The sequence below is a fragment of the Serratia sp. JKS296 genome, assembly GCF_900215445.1.
In the GTDB taxonomy this organism is placed as follows: Bacteria; Pseudomonadota; Gammaproteobacteria; order Enterobacterales; family Enterobacteriaceae; genus Serratia; species Serratia marcescens.
This window is the reverse complement of sequence record NZ_OCMX01000001.1, coordinates 4756073-4774358: the sequence shown is the minus strand read 5'-3', so window position 1 is coordinate 4774358 and position 18286 is coordinate 4756073. Positions and strand designations below refer to the sequence as shown.

General features: G+C 61.1%; 17 protein-coding genes. 9 read left to right on the top strand and 8 right to left on the bottom strand.

Going from position 1 to position 18286, the window contains the following annotated elements:
* Nucleotides 1-30 precede the first annotated feature (30 nt).
* Nucleotides 31-690, bottom strand: coding sequence for a 7-cyano-7-deazaguanine/7-aminomethyl-7-deazaguanine transporter (locus CRO23_RS22865; protein ID WP_016929479.1), 660 nt, complete (start codon nt 688-690; stop codon nt 31-33).
* 220 nt (nt 691-910) lie between these two features.
* Here CRO23_RS22865 and tusA point away from each other — a divergent pair, with 220 nt between their 5' ends.
* Nucleotides 911-1156, top strand: a complete 246-nt coding sequence (gene tusA / locus CRO23_RS22860) for a sulfurtransferase TusA (protein WP_025304890.1) — start codon at nt 911-913, stop codon at nt 1154-1156.
* A gap of 80 nt (nt 1157-1236) precedes the next feature.
* On the opposite strand, the gene CRO23_RS22855 is transcribed toward tusA, so the two are convergent.
* Nucleotides 1237-3555, bottom strand: coding sequence for a zinc/cadmium/mercury/lead-transporting ATPase (locus tag CRO23_RS22855; protein ID WP_097102992.1), 2319 nt, complete (start codon nt 3553-3555; stop codon nt 1237-1239).
* 681 nt (nt 3556-4236) lie between these two features.
* On the opposite strand from CRO23_RS22855, the gene CRO23_RS22850 reads away from it, so the two are divergent.
* Both CRO23_RS22850 and CRO23_RS22845 read left to right on the top strand, forming a co-directional pair.
* The gene (locus CRO23_RS22850) at nt 4237-5700 is read left to right on the top strand and encodes a serralysin family metalloprotease (RefSeq protein WP_016929476.1); all 1464 of its coding nucleotides are present in this window, start codon (nt 4237-4239) and stop codon (nt 5698-5700) included.
* A 55-nt stretch (nt 5701-5755) separates the two neighbouring features.
* The gene (locus CRO23_RS22845; RefSeq protein WP_016929475.1) at nt 5756-6133 is read left to right on the top strand and encodes an AprI/Inh family metalloprotease inhibitor; all 378 of its coding nucleotides are present in this window, start codon (nt 5756-5758) and stop codon (nt 6131-6133) included.
* A 40-nt stretch (nt 6134-6173) separates the two neighbouring features.
* Here the strand turns inward: CRO23_RS22845 and CRO23_RS22840 are convergent, their stop codons facing one another.
* On the bottom strand, nt 6174-6800 hold the full coding sequence (locus tag CRO23_RS22840; protein WP_016929474.1) for a lysoplasmalogenase: 627 nt from the start codon (nt 6798-6800) through the stop codon (nt 6174-6176).
* Between the two features lie 160 nt (nt 6801-6960).
* Here CRO23_RS22840 and CRO23_RS22835 point away from each other — a divergent pair, with 160 nt between their 5' ends.
* Nucleotides 6961-7317 carry a DUF2500 domain-containing protein gene (locus CRO23_RS22835; protein ID WP_028127633.1) on the top strand — a complete coding sequence of 119 codons (357 nt, stop codon included), beginning with the start codon at nt 6961-6963 and terminating at the stop codon, nt 7315-7317.
* 3 nt (nt 7318-7320) lie between these two features.
* Here the strand turns inward: CRO23_RS22835 and CRO23_RS22830 are convergent, their stop codons facing one another.
* Together CRO23_RS22830 and rsmD are read right to left on the bottom strand one after the other, a co-directional pair.
* The gene (locus CRO23_RS22830; protein ID WP_004934327.1) at nt 7321-7593 is read right to left on the bottom strand and encodes a DUF1145 family protein; all 273 of its coding nucleotides are present in this window, start codon (nt 7591-7593) and stop codon (nt 7321-7323) included.
* The gene (gene rsmD, locus CRO23_RS22825) at nt 7583-8203 is read right to left on the bottom strand and encodes a 16S rRNA (guanine(966)-N(2))-methyltransferase (protein WP_097102990.1); all 621 of its coding nucleotides are present in this window, start codon (nt 8201-8203) and stop codon (nt 7583-7585) included. The genes CRO23_RS22830 and rsmD overlap by 11 nt, the downstream gene beginning before the upstream one ends.
* A 242-nt stretch (nt 8204-8445) precedes the next feature.
* Here rsmD and ftsY point away from each other — a divergent pair, with 242 nt between their 5' ends.
* The 4 genes from ftsY (at nt 8446) to rpoH (ending at nt 12941) form a co-directional block, all read left to right on the top strand.
* Nucleotides 8446-10146 carry a signal recognition particle-docking protein FtsY gene (gene ftsY, locus CRO23_RS22820; RefSeq protein WP_079452299.1) on the top strand — a complete coding sequence of 567 codons (1701 nt, stop codon included), beginning with the start codon at nt 8446-8448 and terminating at the stop codon, nt 10144-10146.
* Between the two features lie 5 nt (nt 10147-10151).
* Entirely contained in the window at nt 10152-10823 is a 672-nt protein-coding gene (ftsE, locus tag CRO23_RS22815) for a cell division ATP-binding protein FtsE (protein WP_004934337.1), read from the top strand.
* Entirely contained in the window at nt 10813-11766 is a 954-nt protein-coding gene (ftsX, locus tag CRO23_RS22810; protein ID WP_004934340.1) for a permease-like cell division protein FtsX, read from the top strand. Before ftsE ends, ftsX begins: the two co-directional genes overlap by 11 nt.
* A 317-nt stretch (nt 11767-12083) precedes the next feature.
* Nucleotides 12084-12941 carry an RNA polymerase sigma factor RpoH gene (rpoH, locus tag CRO23_RS22805; RefSeq protein ID WP_004934345.1) on the top strand — a complete coding sequence of 286 codons (858 nt, stop codon included), beginning with the start codon at nt 12084-12086 and terminating at the stop codon, nt 12939-12941.
* A 64-nt stretch (nt 12942-13005) separates the two neighbouring features.
* On the opposite strand, the gene CRO23_RS22800 is transcribed toward rpoH, so the two are convergent.
* From CRO23_RS22800 to panM, 3 genes are read right to left on the bottom strand one after another with little or no spacing between them, the layout of a single operon-like run.
* Complete coding sequence (locus CRO23_RS22800; RefSeq protein ID WP_097102988.1) at nt 13006-15024, bottom strand: hypothetical protein; 2019 nt, start codon at nt 15022-15024, stop codon at nt 13006-13008.
* Between the two features lie 43 nt (nt 15025-15067).
* Entirely contained in the window at nt 15068-16285 is a 1218-nt protein-coding gene (locus CRO23_RS22795; RefSeq protein WP_097102986.1) for a DUF3142 domain-containing protein, read from the bottom strand.
* Nucleotides 16282-16674, bottom strand: coding sequence for an aspartate 1-decarboxylase autocleavage activator PanM (panM, locus tag CRO23_RS22790; RefSeq protein WP_016929466.1), 393 nt, complete (start codon nt 16672-16674; stop codon nt 16282-16284). Before panM ends, CRO23_RS22795 begins: the two co-directional genes overlap by 4 nt.
* 405 nt (nt 16675-17079) lie before the next feature.
* Between panM and CRO23_RS22785 the strand changes: the two genes are divergently transcribed.
* The gene (locus tag CRO23_RS22785) at nt 17080-18195 is read left to right on the top strand and encodes a branched-chain amino acid ABC transporter substrate-binding protein (RefSeq protein ID WP_097102984.1); all 1116 of its coding nucleotides are present in this window, start codon (nt 17080-17082) and stop codon (nt 18193-18195) included.
* The last annotated feature ends 91 nt before the right edge of the window (nt 18196-18286 follow it).

Below are 18286 nucleotides of genomic sequence, written 5' to 3'. Positions count from 1 at the left end.
AAAGGATAAGGCCGCCCAGAATAACACGACTCAGCCCGGCTGCAGGCCGCCGCTGCGCGCCGCGATGCGTTTGAGCAGCATGTTCAGCAACACGCCGTACATCGGCAGGAAGAACAGCAGGCAGATCATCACCTTGAAGCTGTAATCCACCAGCGCGATCTCCACCCAGTTGTTGGCCATGAAGGGATCGCTGCTCTTATAAAAGGCGATGAAGAAGAACGCCAGCGTATCGCTGATGTTGCCGAGGAACATCGCCGCCGCCGGCGCCACCCACCAGGCGCTGCGTTGGCGCAGGCGGTTGAAGACGTGTACGTCGAGGATCTGGCCGAGCACATAGGCCATAAAGCTGGCGACGGCGATGCGCGCCACGAACAGGTTAAAACTGCTCAGCGCCGCGAAGCCCTGCCATTCTCCCTGATAGGTGACGGTGGAGATCACATAAGAGATGAACAGCGCCGGCACCATCACCGCCAGGATAATGCGTCGCGCCAGCGGCGCGCCGAAAATGCGTACGGTCAGATCGGTCGCCAGGAAGATAAACGGGAAGGTAAAGGCGCCCCAGGTGGTATGGAAGCCGAAAACGGTGATCGGCAGCTGCACCAGGTAGTTGCTGGAGGTAATGATGGCGATATGAAACAGCGAAAGCCAGACCAACGCGGTGAAGCGCTGCTGTGCGGTAAACGAATACATGTTGTAGCCTTTTTAGCAGTGGGGTGAGGGAACCCAGTGTGTCTTGTCAAAACAGCAAAAAACGCTGCGCGGCGGCATGATACGCGTTTGCGCAACCAATGCAATGGTTAAATTTAACGCAAACGTTAACGCATCTTGCGCAGAAAAACTACCGGCGTAAACTAGGCGCTAATGAGATGCGGCGAGCGTTCGCCGATCGTTTTTGAACGAGAAAAATTGCATGACTGACTTATTTGCCCAGGCAGACCAGACGCTCGACGCGCTGGGGCTGCGTTGCCCGGAACCGGTGATGATGGTGCGCAAAACCGTGCGCCATATGGACAACGGCGAAACGCTGCTGATTATCGCCGACGATCCGGCCACCACCCGCGATATCCCGGGGTTCTGCCGCTTTATGGAGCACACGCTGGTGGCGCAGGAGACCGAGCAGGCGCCATACCGTTATCTGCTGCGTAAAGGCGTCTAACGGCGGCGCGGCCGAGTTAAAAGTTCCCTCCCCCAAATGACAACGGGCGCGGTATGCCGCGCCCGTGTTTGTTTCCAAACTTAGCTGCGCTTTCTCAATAGCCGCAGCGCGTTGGCGGTGACCAGCGCGGTGGCGCCGGAGTCGGCCAGCACCGCCAGCCACAGCCCGGTCAGCCCCAGCAGGCTGGTGATCAGGAAGACCCCTTTCAACCCCAGCGCGATGGTGATGTTTTGCCGGATATTGGCGTGGGTGGCGCGCGAGATGCGGATCATCTCCGCGACGCCCACCAGCCGATTGTGGGTCAGGGCGGCGTCGGCGGTTTCCAATGCCACGTCGGTGCCGCTGCCCATGGCGATGCCGATGCTGGAGGCTTTCATCGCCGGGGCGTCGTTGATGCCGTCGCCGATCATCGCCGTCGGGCGCAGTTCGCTCAGTTCGGTGACCGCGCTGACCTTATCTTCCGGCAGCAGACCGGCGCGATAGTCGAGGCCCAGCTCGCCGGCGATCGCCGCGGCGGCGCGCGGGTTATCGCCGGTCAGCATCACGCCGCGAATGCCCAGCGCGTTCAGTTCGGCTATCGCCTGCCTGGCGTCGCCGCGCAGCGTATCGCGCAGCGCCAGCAAACCGATGGGCGCGCCGTCTTCCAGCACCACCACCGCCGTTTTACCGGCGTTTTCCAGCTTGTCTACCTGGTTCTGCCATTGGGTGGCGAGCAGGCCCGGCGCCAGCTTGCCCGGCGCACTGATCAGCACGGTCTTGCCGTCCACGATCCCTTCCACGCCGACGCCGGCCAGCGCGCGGCGCGCCTGCGCCAGCGGCAACTCAGCCCCGCTTGCGGCGGCGCGGTTGATGATCGCCTGCGCCAGCGGGTGATGTGAACCGGCTTCCACCGCGGCGGCAAGCTGCAACAGCCGTTGTTCGGTCAGCGCGCCGATAGGCAGCACGTCGGTGACCGTCGGCTTGCCTTCGGTCAGGGTGCCGGTCTTATCGAAGGCGATGGTTTGAATCTGGCCCAGTTGCTCCAGCGCCGCGCCGCCTTTAATCAGCGCGCCGCGCCGCGTGGCGGCCGCCAGCCCTGATGTGATGGCCGCCGGCGTTGAGATCACCAGCGCGCATGGACAGCCGATCAGCAGCAGCGTCAGGCCGCGATAGATCCAGGTCTCCCACGGCTGTGAGAACAGCAGCGGCGGTACCAGGATCACCGCGACCGCCAGCAGCATAATGGCCGGGGTGTAGTAGCGGCTGAAGCGATCGAGGAAGCGTTCGATCGGCGCGCGGCGCTCTTCGGCCTCTTCAATCAGCTGCAAAATGCGGTCGATGGCGTTTTTGCCAGGCTCGGAGATCACCTTCATCTGCGCCGCCTGATCGACGGACAGGCTGCCGGCGGCCACTTTCTCACCCTGTTGGCGCTCGACCGGCACCGATTCGCCGGTCAGGGCGCTTTCATCGAAGCTGGCGAACGGATTGAGCAGCTCGGCGTCGGCCGGCAGGCGCCCGCCGGGCGCGATTTCAATCACGTCGCCGGGGCGCAGGCTGGCGACCGGCACGCGTTTGCGTTCCGTGCCTTGCAGCAGCAGCGCATCTTCAGGCACCAGCTCCATCAGTGCCGTCACCCCGCGCCGTGCGCGGTTGGCGGCGTAGGATTCCAGCAGTTCGCCGACCATAAACAGCAGCAGCACCATCGCCGCTTCGGCGGTGGCGCCGATGAACAGCGCGCCGATGGCCGCCACGCTCATCAGCGTTTCGATGGCGAACGGCGTACCGGAACGAATCAAACGCAGCGCCTTGGCGGCGACCGGCGCCAACCCGACCAGCGTGGTGGCGATAAAGGCGATGCGGCCCAGCTCCGGGTTAACCCGATCCAGCGCCCAACTGACCACCATCAGGGTGGTTAACAGCAGCAGCGGCGCGAATTCGCCGAAGCGTGAGGTTTTCGGCGCGGCGGTTTTGGCGGTTTGAGCGCCGAGCAGGGTAAAACCGGCCTGGGCGACCGCGTCCTGGATCCGCAGGCTGATATCGGACTGCACGTCGACCACCAGTTTCTCGGTGGCGAACAACACGCGCGCGCTGTCGACGCCGGGAAGTGCCGTGACGGCATTTTCGATTTTTTTGGCGCAGCTGGGGCAGTCCATGCCGGTGACTTTCCAGCTGAAACGTTGGCTGCCGGAAGGGGGAGCGGCGGCCAGCCTGTCGCTTTCCTCATCCGGATCGTCGGGCGCGGCGGTGCAGCAGCCGCTATCGCCATGATCGTGATGATGGTGGGCGTGTTCGGCCTGTGCGGCGGCGTTTTTCGGTTCGCTGCTGCAGCCATGTTGAGTTTTGCTGTGGCTGTGGTTGCAGCCGCATCCGCCTTCGGCGTGGTGATGTTCCTGATGATTATGGTTTTGCTGATTGTGCATAACGTCCCCCTTCGGGCTGTTAAACGGGTTTGCTCAACTGACTCTACACCCTGGAGTCCACTCCAGAGTCAAGCGCCGGATGAGAATTATTGCTAACGACGTTCAAGCGTAGAAAGGGGGAATCATTCAATAATGAATAATGCGAATTTAAATATATCGGCTTTTCTTATCCCCTATTTGGGCGAAAAGGCTCGCTGCCGTTAGTTTAAATAAGAAAATAATATTCCTATAGAAACTAAAAAATCGCCCGACCTAATAATAAAGAGTTATTAATCTATAACGCTTTAGCAAAATTTACCTTTTCCCCCGAGTAAAGCCAGCATGATTCGCTTGAGTCTGCAGGCCGCATTGCTATTGAAGTTTGGTGCCAACTTATCCTCATCAAGTTTCATTTGCTTTGTAAAGAAGCCTAAAAAGCAGCATAACAAACTTTCGTTGCGATAATAAATGGTTGATTATTTTATGTGCAGTTTTACGGTCCTGCCTATAATTGGAATCGATTACCATTTTTAATGGTGATCTTATTTGCTGATATATATGCATTAATTCTACCTAACACACTGCCGGTAACGGCGCATAAGCCCCTTCCAGCAAGCTTGAGGTTCATTAACCGTGGCTTACGGGGAGGTTATGTCTATCTGTCTGATTGATATCAATCAGGTAATGAGTGGAATCGAACCAATGCAATCTACTAAAAAGGCAATTGAAATTACTGAATCCAGCCTCGCTGCCGCGACAACCGGTTACGATGCTGTAGACGACCTGCTGCATTATCATGAGCGGGGTAACGGGATTCAGATTAATGGCAAGGATTCATTTTCTAACGAGCAAGCTGGGCTGTTTATTACCCGTGAGAACCAAACCTGGAACGGTTACAAGGTATTTGGCCAGCCGGTCAAATTAACCTTCTCGTTCCCGGACTATAAGTTCTCTTCCACCAACGTTGCCGGCGACACCGGGCTGAGCAAGTTCAGCGCGGAACAGCAGCAGCAGGCTAAGCTGTCGCTGCAGTCCTGGGCCGACGTCGCCAATATCACCTTCACCGAAGTGGCGGCCGGTCAAAAGGCCAATATCACCTTCGGCAATTACAGCCAGGATCGTCCCGGCCACTATGATTACGGCACCCAGGCCTACGCCTTCCTGCCGAACACCATTTGGCAGGGCCAGGATTTGGGCGGCCAGACCTGGTACAACGTCAACCAATCCAACGTGAAGCATCCGGCGACCGAAGACTACGGCCGCCAGACGTTCACCCATGAGATTGGCCATGCGCTGGGCCTGAGCCACCCGGGCGACTACAACGCCGGTGAGGGCAACCCGACCTATAGAGATGTCACCTATGCGGAAGATACCCGCCAGTTCAGCCTGATGAGCTACTGGAGTGAAACCAATACCGGTGGCGACAACGGCGGTCACTATGCCGCGGCTCCGCTGCTGGATGACATTGCCGCCATTCAGCATCTGTATGGCGCCAACCTGTCGACCCGCACCGGCGACACCGTGTACGGCTTTAACTCCAATACCGGTCGTGACTTCCTCAGCACCACCAGCAACTCGCAGAAAGTGATCTTTGCGGCCTGGGATGCGGGCGGCAACGATACCTTCGACTTCTCCGGTTACACCGCTAACCAGCGCATCAACCTGAACGAGAAATCGTTCTCCGACGTGGGCGGCCTGAAGGGCAACGTCTCGATCGCCGCCGGTGTGACCATTGAGAACGCCATTGGCGGTTCCGGCAACGACGTGATCGTCGGCAACGCGGCCAACAACGTGCTGAAAGGCGGCGCGGGTAACGACGTGCTGTTCGGCGGCGGCGGTGCGGATGAATTGTGGGGCGGTGCCGGCAAAGACATCTTCGTGTTCTCTGCCGCCAGCGATTCCGCACCGGGCGCTTCAGACTGGATCCGCGACTTCCAGAAGGGGATCGACAAGATCGACCTGTCGTTCTTCAATAAAGAAGCGCAGAGCAGCGATTTCATTCACTTCGTCGATCACTTCAGCGGCACGGCCGGTGAGGCGCTGCTGAGCTACAACGCGTCCAGCAACGTGACCGATTTGTCGGTGAACATCGGTGGGCATCAGGCGCCGGACTTCCTGGTGAAAATCGTCGGCCAGGTAGACGTCGCCACGGACTTTATCGTGTAACACAGCAACGGAACGCCCGGCGCAGTCTCGGCCGGGCGTGATGCGGGAGCCCGGTATGAAAGGTACTTTAGCGCGCACCGCCTTGGCGGCGGGCGGCATGATGGTGACGAGCGCGGTGATGGCCGGCAGTTTGGCATTGCCGACCGCGCAGTCGCTGGCGGGACAATGGCAGGTGGCCGACAGCGAACGGCAATGCCAAATCGAGTTTCTGGCGGATGAACAAAGCGAGACCAACGGCTATCAGCTGGTGGATCGGCAACATTGTTTGCAGAGCGTGTTTGCGGCGGAAGTGGTGGGCTGGCGCCCGGCGCCGGACGGCATCGCCCTGCTGCGGGCGGATGGCAGCACGCTGGCGTTCTTCTCGCGCGACGGCGATCTGTACCGCAATCAGCTGGGTGCGGATGAGGCTTTGACGTTGAAAGCGCTGGCTTGATGAAGAAACGGGTTCGGCGCGCCGAACCCGCGGCAGGTCTCTACAGGTAGAGCGAACGCACGATCAGGAAGTGGCCGGAGAAGTAACAGAAAGCCACGATGGCGTCCGCCGCGCGGAAGGTGAAGCGGTAGCGGTTGAGCAGCCAAACCACGTTGGCCAGCAGCAGCAGCGAGGTGCCGATCAGCAGCGAGAAGCCGAAATCGGTGCTGCGCAGGAAATATTGTTCGCCCGCCAGCCAGACCATCAGCAGCGTCATCGCCACGTAGGTAACGATCGGCCAGCGCATCTCTTCCAGCCGGGTCCAGACGGTGGCCAGCAGCAGTGCGCCGATCGCCAGCAGCGCCAGCGGCAGCGGCCAGAACAGGCTGAACGTCATCTGGCTGGCGAAACTCAGGGTGTACAGCAGGTGGGACAGGAAAAAGGCGCCGATGGCGTACAGCACCCGTTCGCGCGGCAACAGGAGCAATGCGTCGCCGATCAGCGTCGCCAGCAGGCCGAGTACGATCAGATAACCCGCCGCGCCGAGCACCGGCGCCTGCCAGGCCAACAGCAACAGCAACAGCAGCGTGACGGGTTTGAACACCCAGCGCTGCCAGCGCGGCCCACGGTAAGAGGCGTCGACGAACAGCCAACCGGAAAAGAATACGGCAAGGAACGGCCAACTCATTTATGTCTTCCTTATGTATGAGGGAGCCGCAACCACCGGCTCCAAACTGTCACCCATGTCACTTCTTCATTTCAGTGTAGGTAGCCTGCCGGCGATCGACAATGCTTTCTTGAGAATGCTATGTTTACGCTGATTTAGCCGCGAAGGAAATGGGAAACCGATGAGTAAGCCACCGTTGTTTTTTGTCGCCGTGATGGCGTTGATCGCCGTGTTGGCCACGCAACGCTACTTCAAACAGCGCCAGCAGGAGGCGGAAAACGATCGCGCGCCGATGCGCAGTCTGCAGGTGACGGTGAGCGACAAACGCGCGGTGCCGGTCGCCAAGACCCGTGCGCCGCAGCGCGAACCGCTGGTCAATGAGCCGATGTATTACGAGGTGGTGTTCAGCCCGAACCAGGGCGGTGAAGACATCCAGCTGCGGCTGAAGCAATGGCAGTACAACCCGATTGAAAAAGGCGCGCAGGGCACGTTGAACATGCAGGGCACGCGCTTCGTCTCGTTCACCGCTCAGCCGTAGCGGTCACTTCTTCTTGATGGGCGGCTGTTTCTTTTGCCAGGCCAGCAGCTCGAACACGCCAAAGATAAAGATCTTGGCCTCTTGCCAGTAGCTGATCGGCTGATCCTTCGGCTGGGTGGATTTCAACAGCACCAGCTGCAGGCCGTGCATCACCACCATAAAGAACAGCGCCACGTCGATGAAATACTTCAGCGGCTTGGGAAATGGATGGAACAGGTTAGAGAGCAGGAAGCCCCACACGCACAGCATCAGCAGGCGGCCCAGATTAATCAGCATGATCGGTTTTCTCTTGCGAACGAATATAAAGGCGATAGGCCACCTGGCCGGCGACCTTCTCCCGGTGCAGCTGCCAGCTGGCAGGCACGTCCGCCGCGGCGCTTTCCGCCTCGGCTTCTACATAGATCCAGGCCTCGTCGGCCAGCCAGCCGCGCTGTTCCAGCAACAGGGCGGTCTCCGCCAGCAGGCCTTTGCGAAACGGCGGATCGAGGAAGACCACGTCGAACGGTTGACCGTCACCCGCCAGCCAGCTCAACGCGTTGGTGTTGATAACCACCCCTTTGCCCTGCAGCAGCGCCAGATTTCTTTCCAGCTGCTGCGCCACCGGCCGTTCGAATTCCAGCAGCGTGGCGCTGCCGGCATAGCGCGACAGTGCTTCCAGCCCCAATGCGCCGCTGCCGGCGAAGCAGTCCAGACAGCGCGCGCCCTGAATCACCGGCGCCAGCCAGTTGAACAGGGTTTCGCGCACCCGATCGGTGGTGGGGCGCAGCCCCGGGCTGTTCGGCACCGGGAGTTTGCGGCCGCGCCATTGGCCGCCGATGATGCGGATCTGTCCGGCTGCGGCCTGGGGCGGTTTTTTGGCCGCTGCCCGTGGCGTGAGTCTTGTCATAAGCGTTGTTTGGTTTCTTTCGCGGCGCGGGGCCGCCGAGGTTAACGAAAAGTTGTCCCTATTCTACCGGTGACGGGCGTCGGGGGGAACGGTAAAACGTTGTTGTCTGATTTCACGCCGGAAAGCATGCCGGATGCGTGTTGCTGCGCGAGGGAAAGTGATAGACTCGGCGGATTATTGTCAGCATATATCCTTCAGGTATGGAGGGTAAGCGAGCCTTCGGTACGGAGTAGAGTCATAACATGGCAAAAGATAAGAAACGTGGGTTTTTCTCCTGGCTGGGCTTTGGCCAGAAGGAAAAGGAAGAAGAGCAACAGCAACCTGAGCCGTCGGTAGAGCAGGCGGAACCTCAGGCCGCGGAGACGCCGGCTGAACCGGCCGCCGCCAAGCTGGATGACAAGCTCCCCGCCCAGGAATCTGAACCTGCCGCCTCCGTCGACACCCCGGGAGAGTGGGATAACGGTCAGGCCGGTGAACAAATCGCGGAAAACCTACCGGCGGCGGCTGAACATCCGGCGGCGCCGCAAGCGTTAGCTGAAGAGATCGTCAGCGTCACCGAGCAAGTGGCGGCGCAGCAGCAACCGGTGGTCGAGCCAGAGCCGGTCGTCGAGCCTGAGCCGGTGGTTGAACCTGAGCCGGTCGTCGAGCCTGAGCCGGTGGTCGAGCCAGAGCCGGTCGTCGAGCCTGAGCCGGTGGTTGAACCTGAGCCGGTCGTCGAGCCTGAGCCGGTGGTTGAACCTGAGCCGGTCGTCGAGCCAGAGCCGGTGGTTGAACCTGAGCCGGTCGTCGAGCCAGAGCCGGTGGTTGAACCTGAGCCGGTCGTCGAGCCAGAGCCGGTGGTTGAACCTGAGCCGGTCGTCGAGCCAGAGCCGGTGGTTGAACCCGAGCCGGTGGTCGAGCCAGAGCCAGTGGTTGAACCCGAGCCAGTCGTCGAACCTGAGCCGGTCATCGAGCCCGAGCCGGAAGAAGAGCCGCTGGAGCCTGTCGTGCCGGCCGTTGCGCAAGAGCAGGAGCGCCCGACCAAAGAGGGCTTCTTCGCGCGCCTGAAGCGCAGCCTGCTGAAGACCAAGCAAAACCTCGGTTCCGGCTTTATGGGGCTGTTCCGCGGTAAAAAGATCGACGACGACCTGTTCGACGAGCTGGAAGAACAGCTGCTGATCGCCGACGTCGGCGTGGACACCACGCGCAAGATCATCACCTCCCTGACCCAGCACGCCAGCCGCAAGCAGCTGAAAGACGCCGAAGCGCTGTACGGCAAGCTGAAGGAGGAAATGTCCGAAATTCTGGCCAAGGTCGATCGGCCGCTGGATGTCAGCGGGAAAACCCCGTATGTCATCCTGATGGTCGGCGTGAACGGTGTGGGTAAAACCACCACCATCGGCAAGCTGGCGCGTCAGTTCCAGGCGGAGGGCAAGTCGGTGATGCTGGCGGCGGGGGACACCTTCCGCGCCGCGGCGGTGGAACAGCTGCAGGTGTGGGGCGAACGCAACCGCATTCCGGTGGTGGCGCAGCATACCGGCGCGGATTCCGCTTCGGTGATCTTCGATGCGGTGCAGGCCGCCAAGGCGCGCGGCATCGATGTGTTGATCGCCGATACCGCCGGCCGTCTGCAGAACAAATCGCACCTGATGGAAGAGCTGAAGAAGATCGTCCGCGTCATGAAAAAACTGGACGACCAGGCCCCCCATGAGGTTATGCTGACGCTCGATGCCAGCACCGGCCAGAATGCCGTCAGTCAGGCGAAATTATTTAATGAGGCCGTGGGCTTAACCGGCATCACGCTGACTAAACTGGACGGTACCGCCAAGGGCGGGGTGATCTTCGCCATCGCCGATCAGTTCGGTATCCCGATCCGCTATATCGGCGTCGGGGAAGGCATCGAAGATTTGCGGCCGTTTAAGGCTGACGATTTTATTGAGGCACTTTTTGCCCGAGAGGATTAATACGGATGATTCGCTTTGAACAGGTCAGTAAAGCTTATCTGGGCGGACGGCAAGCGCTGCAGGGGGTCGATTTCCATCTGCGCCCGGCGGAGATGGCGTTTCTGACCGGCCATTCCGGCGCGGGGAAAAGTACCCTGCTGAAACTGATTTGCGGTATCGAACGGCCCAGCGCCGGCCACATCTGGTTTGGCGGCCACGACATCAGCCGCTTGAAAAACCGCGAGGTGCCGTTCCTGCGTCGGCAGATCGGCATGATCTTCCAGGATCACCACTTGCTGCTGGATCGCACGGTGTATGACAACGTGGCGATGCCGCTGATCATCGCCGGCGCCAGCACTGAAGATATCCGACGCCGCGTTTCCGCCGCGCTGGACAAGGTCGGTTTGCTGGATAAAGCGAAGAACTTCCCGATTCAGCTGTCCGGCGGTGAGCAGCAGCGCGTGGGCATCGCCCGCGCGGTGGTGAACAAGCCGGCGGTGCTGCTGGCGGATGAACCGACCGGTAACCTGGACGATGCGCTGTCGGAAGGCATTCTGCGCCTGTTTGAAGAATTCAATCGCGTCGGCGTGACCGTTCTGATGGCGACGCACGACACCGGGCTTATCGCCCGCCGCAATTACCGCATCCTGACGCTGAGCCAGGGCCGCATGCAAGGAGGCGCTCACCATGGCCAATAACGCAAAAACCGCCAAGAGCAAGGCGCTGCGCGGCGGCTGGCGCGAACAGTGGCGTTACGCCTGGATGAATGCCATCAAAGACATGCTGCGTCAGCCGTTGGCGACGCTGCTGACGGTGATGGTGATCGCCATTTCCCTGACGCTGCCGAGCGTGTGCTATATCGTGTGGAAAAACGTCAGCACCGCGGCCAGCCAGTGGTATCCGACGCCGCAGCTGACCGTCTATCTGGATAAATCGCTCGATGACGACGCGGCGCTGAAAGTGCTCGACGCCATCAAGGCGGAAGCCGGCGTGGAGAAGGTGAACTACCTGTCGCGTGAAGAAGCGCGCGGCGAGTTCCGCAACTGGTCGGGCTTTGGCGGCGCGCTGGACATGCTGGAAGAGAACCCGTTGCCGGCGGTGGCGATCGTCACGCCGAAGCTGAGTTTCCAGAGTTCGGACACCCTCAACACCCTGCGCGATCGCGTGGCGGCGGTGCAGGGCGTCGAAGAAGTGCGTATGGATGACAGCTGGTTTGCCCGCCTGGCGGCGCTGACCGGGTTGGCGGGCCAGATTGCGGCGATCATCGGCGTGCTGATGATTGTGGCGGTGTTCCTGGTGATCGGCAACAGCGTGCGTCTGAGCATCTTCAGCCGTCGCGACACCATCAACGTGATGAAACTGATCGGCGCCACAGACGGTTTTATCCTGCGGCCGTTCCTCAACGGCGGGGCGATGCTGGGCTTTGCCGGCGCGCTGCTGTCGCTGGTGCTGTCCGGGGCGCTGGTGTGGCAGCTGGAGTCGGTGGTCGCCGGCGTGGCCAAAGTGTTCGGCACTACCTTCACCTTGCACGGGCTGGGCTGGGATGAGGCGCTGCTGCTGCTGATCATCTCCGCGATGATCGGCTGGATCGCCGCCTGGTTGGCGACGGTGCAACATTTACGCCGATTTACACCACAGTAAGATTTTTTTGGTATACTCTTCTCCTGCTGCTTTTGATCGCGTTGCGGGAGAAGAGTGACCTCAAGCGAAGTCAGCACCATCCCTCTCTTCTTAGCGCACAAATTCCCTATCGGCCTGCACCCTCGTCACGTATTGTCAGCGACAATGCTTGCAAAAAAGGGTGAACTTCTAGGGCGGAGTACGGTCAAAAATTGCAGCAAATGTTAAGGTGTCCGGCGTGTGGAACCGCTTTTGCTTCAGCAACTGCCGTAGAATCAATCATTTCCCCGCTGTAATAATCACCTGCATGATTTTGTATTCTCATAGAGAGGGTTTGAATGACCAAAGAAATGCAAACTTTAGCCTTAGTACCCCAAGGTAGCTTGGAAGCCTATATCCGGGCAGCCAACGCCTATCCGATGCTGACGGCAGAGGAAGAGCGGGAGCTGGCTGAACGGCTGCATTATCAGGGCGATCTGGATGCCGCTAAGCAGCTCATCCTGTCTCACCTGCGCTTTGTCGCTCATATTGCCCGCAACTATTCAGGCTATGGTCTGCCGCAGGCGGATCTGATTCAGGAAGGCAACATCGGCCTGATGAAAGCCGTTCGCCGCTTCAACCCTGAAGTCGGCGTGCGTCTGGTTTCCTTTGCGGTGCATTGGATTAAGGCGGAAATCCACGAGTACGTATTGCGCAACTGGCGCATCGTGAAAGTGGCGACCACCAAAGCGCAGCGCAAGCTGTTCTTTAACCTGCGCAAAACCAAACAGCGTTTGGGCTGGTTCAACCAGGACGAAGTGGAACTGGTGGCCCGCGAGCTGGGCGTAACCAGCAAAGACGTGCGCGAGATGGAATCGCGCATGGCGGCGCAGGATATGACGTTCGATCCGACTCCGGACGACGAGGCTCGCGATGGCCAGTCGATGGCGCCGGTGCTGTACCTGCAGGACAAGAGCTCGGACTTCGCCGAAGGCATCGAGGAAGATAACTGGGAAAGCAACGCCGCAGACAAACTGGCCTATGCGCTGGAAGGTCTGGACGAGCGCAGCCAGCATATCATTCGCGCCCGTTGGCTGGACGACGACAACAAATCGACGCTGCAGGAGCTGGCCGATCAGTACGGCGTTTCCGCCGAACGCGTGCGCCAGCTGGAAAAGAACGCCATGAAGAAACTCAAAATGGCGATCGAAGCCTGAGTCGATGCGAGATTCGATAAAAAAAGCCCGGCAAGCCGGGCTTTTTAGTGCCTGAAATTCGGCGTTATGGCGCCACGGCGGCGAAGTCCGGCGCCGGGCAGTCGTAGCCGAATTTCGCCGCCCACGGATAACGGGTGCCGGTGTTGATATAGCGCTGATAAAGCGCGCGGCCGGTTTTGGCGTCGCGCTTGATAACCCAGCTGGCGGCGTTACACAGCACGGCGGCATAGGCCTGGCTCTTCGGCGGCAGCAGATCGGCCGCCTGTTGCGCCAGCCCCACCGCCTGCCAGCGATAGTGCAGGAAACGGTTGTCTTCCTCCGGTAGCGCCGCCTTGGCGCGCGCCGCTTCTACGCTGTCGATCCAGCTTTTATGCTTCAGCTCGCGAGTATCGAACGCATCCCCCAGATAGGAATAGCCGGCGCCATAGATGGCGTAATCCGGCGTCATCTCATACCCGGTAAACTCCAGCCCCTGGGCGCGCAGCAGGTTGGCGGCGCGATAGTAAGCCTGCGCGCGCGTCAGCGGCGCGGCGGATTTGTCCTTGGCGGCCTTCAGCTCATCGGCATACTGCTGCGCCGCTTGCCGGTAGTTGGGGATATCGAAATAGGCCAGCGCTTCCGGCGCGCGTCCGACGCGCATCAGCCGCCGCGCCAGCAGTTCGCGCAGCTGCACTTCCGGCGTGATCTGCTGGCCGCCGTAGTCGTCCGGGTTTACCGGCTTGAGCGGCGTCGTCGGCGCCGGGGCGTGCTTATCGACAAAGCCTTTCAACTCATCGACGGTCAGCACCCGCTCCGCCACGTCGGCCACGTCGGCCCAGTAGAGCGCTTTGCCGCGATACAGCAGATCCATCGCCTGCAGATAGTCGCCGCGGTTCAGCGCCAGGATGGCCTGTTCGCCGGCCACCCGGCACTCGGGCACGATGGTTTCCGCGACGAAGTCGGCGTTGCGCTGTTCACCCCAGCTTTCGTCGGCGGGGAACGCGCTTGCCGCCTTGGCGTAGGCGGCGGTGGCGGCTTTCACGTCGCCGTCGCGCAGCGCCATTTTGGCGCGCAGCCACCACGCCAGGCCGCTGTCGCCGGCGTTTTTCAGCAGGCTCGCCGCCATCGGGTATTGCCCCGAACGGTAAGCCAGCGCCGCCAGCCGATCGCTGCCGGCGAAGCCGCTTTTCACTGAGCCGTCCAGCAACGTCAGGATCTGGCTGATGATTTGCGCGGAGCGGCCGTTGCCGTCGGTATCCGCCATTTGCAGGTTGCCGCTGCGGGCGAACAGCTCAATGGTCACCAGCTGCTGGATCAACGGATCGCCGATAACCTGCTTCAGCGTGTCCAAATGGTCGGGATTGACCAGGAGGCTGGAGACGTACTGCAGCGACTGCCCGCCGCTCGGATCGCCCTGCGCCGCCTGTTGCGCGTACAGGTGGGCGGCGGGGGCGACGTCACCCAGCCACAGGTGAATGCGCGCCTGTTGCCCAAGACTGCTCAGCGCCAGCTGATCGGGATCGGCGACGCCGTTTTTCACCCGATCGATCACCTGCTGGAATGCCGCCAGCGCCTGTTCAAGCGCGGCTTTTGGCGGATGCTCGGCGGGGGGGGCGGTTTCACCAGATTCATTCACCGGCGTCCCGTGGTCCGCCATCAGTACCCGCCCCAGCGAATACTGCGCCCGCAGTCCCCAGTCGCCCTGCTCGGCGGCCGGTAGCTTCAGCACCTGCTGGAAATAGTCAGTGGCGCGCGGATCGTGGCTGGCGAAAGCCACGGCGCCCAGTTGATAGAGACGCGCAGCGTTGGACAACCCCTGCGTATTGACGGCGTCAGCCTCTTCCACCGTTTTGGCGGCGCGCATTTTGCCGATCGCGATCGTTTCCGGCGATTGCGGCATCGGTTTCGGCGGCATCGGCGGCGGCGGGGCTTGCCAGTGCGGCAGCTGTTTATCCATCGGCACCAGCCGGCCGGCTTCGAAGGCGAAATTGCCCTCCGGCATATACAGCAGGGTGCCGTTGCGGTCGATCAGCAGCCGGTTAGGAAAATCCGGGCCGCAGGCATAGCCGTTCAGCGGCAGCGCCAGCGCGGCGCCGATCAGCATGGCCAGCGGAAGAAGGCGGCGGGTGTTCCGTGCCGCGCGCGTATCAAGGTGTGACAAGGGTGCCTCCTGGCGTCAGTTGTTGGCAGCGCAGCCAGCCCAGCGGCCGGGATTGTCCGGCGCGCAGCTGATCGCCGCTGATTCGAATAAAGCGTTGCCGTTGCGGTGCGGACTCCAGCCGGTAGTTGCCGACCGCGTCCGCCGCCAGGCAGTCGTCGGCGCGGATGATGACTTCTTGCGGCAGCGGGGCGTCCACCGGCCCGTTGTTATGAATTATCAGATCATACAGCCCGTTTTGCTGTGGCTGAGGCCTAAATTTTACCTGCCAGTCGACATTCAGCGGCCGCCGTTCGATCACCTCTCGCAGCGTGGCGAGCGACCAGGCGCGCCGATCGTCCGCCAGCGGCAAGCGGAACCAGATAATGCCGCGCAGCCGGGGCGGCGTTTGCTGCGCCAGCGTTTGCAGAAAATCGGCGATCTGCTGCGGCGCGACCGTCAGCTCACGGCCGTTGCCCGCCACGCGCAGCGAGGATTCGCTCTCCACCTGCGCACCCTGCGCATCAAACCCCAGCAGCGCCATGCCATAAGCCGGCAGCGCGACGCGAAACGGCTTCGGTGTGACGGCGGCGTACTGCCGCACCCAGCGTAGCGCCAAGGGGCCGTCAAACAGCCCCTGCTGCGGCGAGAGCACCGCATGCACCTGCAGGACGGAGCTGTCGGCCTGTTGCAGTACGCCGGGCAGGTCGGGCGAGCCGATCCAGGCCGGCAGGGCGGTGATGCCGAGCTGCACAGCGGCGGGCAGCCGTTGGCGTAACCGCTGCAGAAAGCGTTGGTAGTCCGGCAGGCGGGCGGTGGCGGCGTCATGATCGATCTCGACGCCGGTGACGGGCAGCCCGGCCGCCTGCCAGCGCTGGGTGAGCGCCAGCAGGCGCTGGATAATGGCCGCCTGGTCCAGCTGCGGCAGCTGGCCGTCGAGGCGCGCCACCAGCCAGAGCGGGCGGCCGTCCTGCTTCAGCAGGCTGAGATCGGCCGGGATTTCCCGCCAGCCTTCACGCGGATGCACCTGCAGCGCCAGCACTCGCACCCCGCTGAACAGATCGCGGCTGTGCGCCAGCGCATCGGCGTGCTGCGGCGTCCACACCCGCTGCCAGACATAAACCTGCTGATCCCAGCCTGAGGCCAGGCGCAGCGCCTGCTGATGCCCGGCGAACCAGGCCGCCAACCCCAGCGCAATCAAAACCAGCGCCGCCAACCGGCGTTTCATTTTTGCCAGAGATCGCCCTGCGGTGCAAAGCCGCAGGCGCGCATGAAGTTATCGACTTCCCCGCGTTCGCGCGGCGCCAGACCGGCGGTCGACAGCTGCCAGTGGGCGACCTGCGGCAGCTGACGCTGCGCATCCTGCACCAGGTAAAGACCGACGCCGCGGCGGCGCGTCACTTCGCGCACCAGCAGATCCTGCAGTTCGGCGCGGTCGTCCTGCAGCGCAATTTTCACCGCGCCCAGCAGACGCTCGTTGAAGCGGGCGGCGAACAGCGCCCTGCCGTCGCTTAGCCAGCGCTGCCACTGTTCCGGCTGCTGGTGCGGCCAAATTTTACCGAGGTCGATAAGGTCTTGCGGGGACAGCGCGGTCAGGCGCTCGATGGTCAGTTTCATGCAGAATTTCCGAGCAGCTAAATGATGTCGACAGTGTAATAGATCTTGTGCAGAGCGTTGTGTAAGTTTTTCTGTACGATTACTGTGCAATATGTTTTTTGCATGGGGCATTTTCCGAGTAAATAGTTAGTAAACGGATTGTTAACCAGCACAACGCACTGCGCCTCAAGGTAAAGAGCGCAGATTTAATTCGAATTTTATCCTGTTTACACCGCTTGTTTCTGCCGGATGAAGTTGATTTGCAGAAGAAAATTCCTGTTTAATGGCATGAAAAATAAAGTCTTATTAGAAAATAATGCCGACAAAACGCCTAAATCATTATTACTTATAACAAAAGCGGTCAATAACGATCGGGCGCAGGCAAACACAACAGGTACGTTCACAACGACAGATGGGGATTTGCGGATGAAATTAACAACAGGTAAGGCACTGCTGGCGGGTTGTATTGCGATGACCATGAGCCAGGCGGCCATGGCGAAAGACATCAAGGTGGCGATCGTCGGGGCGATGTCCGGCCCGGTTGCGCAGTATGGCGACATGGAGTTTACCGGCGCGCGCCAGGCGATTGCCGACATCAACGCCAAGGGCGGCATCAAGGGCGACAAGCTGGTCGGCGTGGAATACGACGACGCCTGTGACCCGAAACAGGCGGTTGCGGTCGCCAACAAGGTGATCAACGACGGCATTCGCTACGTGATCGGCCACCTGTGCTCCTCGTCCACCCAGCCGGCGTCCGATATCTATGAAGACGAAGGCGTGATCATGATTACTCCGGCGGCCACCAACGCCGATCTCACCACCCGCGGCTACAAGATGATCATGCGCACTACCGGCCTGGACTCGGATCAGGGCCCGACCGCCGCCAAATACATCCTCAGCGACATCAAGCCGAAGCGCATCGCCGTGGTACACGACAAGCAGCAATACGGCGAAGGCCTGGCGCGCTCGGTGCGCGACAGCCTGAAAAAACAGGGCACTGAAGTGGCGATGTTCGAAGGCATCACCGCCGGCGACAAAGACTTCTCCACCCTGGTGGCGCGCCTGAAGAAAGAAAATATCGACTTCGTGTACTTCGGCGGTTACTACCCGGAAATGGGCCAGATCCTGCGTCAGGCCAAGCAGGCCGGGTTGACCACCCGCTTCATGGGGCCGGAAGGCGTGGGCAACTCCTCGCTGTCCAACATCGCCGGAGCCGCTTCGGAAGGCATGCTGGTGACGCTGCCGAAACGCTACGACCAGGTGCCTGCCAACCAGCCGATCGTCGATGCATTGAAAGCCAAGAAGCTGGATCCGACCGGCCCGTTCGTCTGGACCACCTATGCCGCGCTGCAGTCGCTGACCACCGGCATGGAGCGCAGCGGCAGCCAGGAGCCGGCGGATATCGTCAAGGATCTGAAAACCGGCAAGCCGGTGGAGACCGTGATGGGGCCGCTGACCTGGGATGACAAGGGCGATCTGAAAGGCTTCGAGTTCGGCGTGTTCGAATGGCATGCCAACGGCACGTCCACACCGATCAAATAAGCCATAATGATTAGGGTGGGGCGCAGCCCGCTGCGCCCGGCGGGTCGGCTTGCCGGCCCCGTCTCCCTTTACCCGCCGGTTCTCCGCCGGC

Bases quoted from the DNA above. Each gene is read 5' to 3' on its own strand.
- rpoH (WP_004934345.1), top strand. From the start codon at position 12,084: ATGACCAAAGAAATGCAAACTTTAGCCTTAGTACCCCAAGGTAGCTTG.
- ftsY (WP_079452299.1), top strand. From the start codon at position 8,446: ATGGCAAAAGATAAGAAACGTGGGTTTTTCTCCTGGCTGGGCTTTGGC.
- CRO23_RS22785 (WP_097102984.1), top strand. From the start codon at position 17,080: ATGAAATTAACAACAGGTAAGGCACTGCTGGCGGGTTGTATTGCGATG.
- CRO23_RS22845 (WP_016929475.1), top strand. From the start codon at position 5,756: ATGAAAGGTACTTTAGCGCGCACCGCCTTGGCGGCGGGCGGCATGATG.
- CRO23_RS22795 (WP_097102986.1), bottom strand. From the start codon at position 16,285: ATGAAACGCCGGTTGGCGGCGCTGGTTTTGATTGCGCTGGGGTTGGCG.
- CRO23_RS22830 (WP_004934327.1), bottom strand. From the start codon at position 7,593: ATGCTGATTAATCTGGGCCGCCTGCTGATGCTGTGCGTGTGGGGCTTC.
- CRO23_RS22865 (WP_016929479.1), bottom strand. From the start codon at position 690: ATGTATTCGTTTACCGCACAGCAGCGCTTCACCGCGTTGGTCTGGCTT.
- CRO23_RS22835 (WP_028127633.1), top strand. From the start codon at position 6,961: ATGAGTAAGCCACCGTTGTTTTTTGTCGCCGTGATGGCGTTGATCGCC.
- CRO23_RS22855 (WP_097102992.1), bottom strand. From the start codon at position 3,555: ATGCACAATCAGCAAAACCATAATCATCAGGAACATCACCACGCCGAA.
- CRO23_RS22800 (WP_097102988.1), bottom strand. From the start codon at position 15,024: ATGCTGATCGGCGCCGCGCTGGCGCTGCCGCTGAACGGCTATGCCTGC.
- CRO23_RS22850 (WP_016929476.1), top strand. From the start codon at position 4,237: ATGCAATCTACTAAAAAGGCAATTGAAATTACTGAATCCAGCCTCGCT.
- CRO23_RS22840 (WP_016929474.1), bottom strand. From the start codon at position 6,800: ATGAGTTGGCCGTTCCTTGCCGTATTCTTTTCCGGTTGGCTGTTCGTC.
- ftsE (WP_004934337.1), top strand. From the start codon at position 10,152: ATGATTCGCTTTGAACAGGTCAGTAAAGCTTATCTGGGCGGACGGCAA.
- rsmD (WP_097102990.1), bottom strand. From the start codon at position 8,203: ATGACAAGACTCACGCCACGGGCAGCGGCCAAAAAACCGCCCCAGGCC.
- panM (WP_016929466.1), bottom strand. From the start codon at position 16,674: ATGAAACTGACCATCGAGCGCCTGACCGCGCTGTCCCCGCAAGACCTT.
- tusA (WP_025304890.1), top strand. From the start codon at position 911: ATGACTGACTTATTTGCCCAGGCAGACCAGACGCTCGACGCGCTGGGG.
- ftsX (WP_004934340.1), top strand. From the start codon at position 10,813: ATGGCCAATAACGCAAAAACCGCCAAGAGCAAGGCGCTGCGCGGCGGC.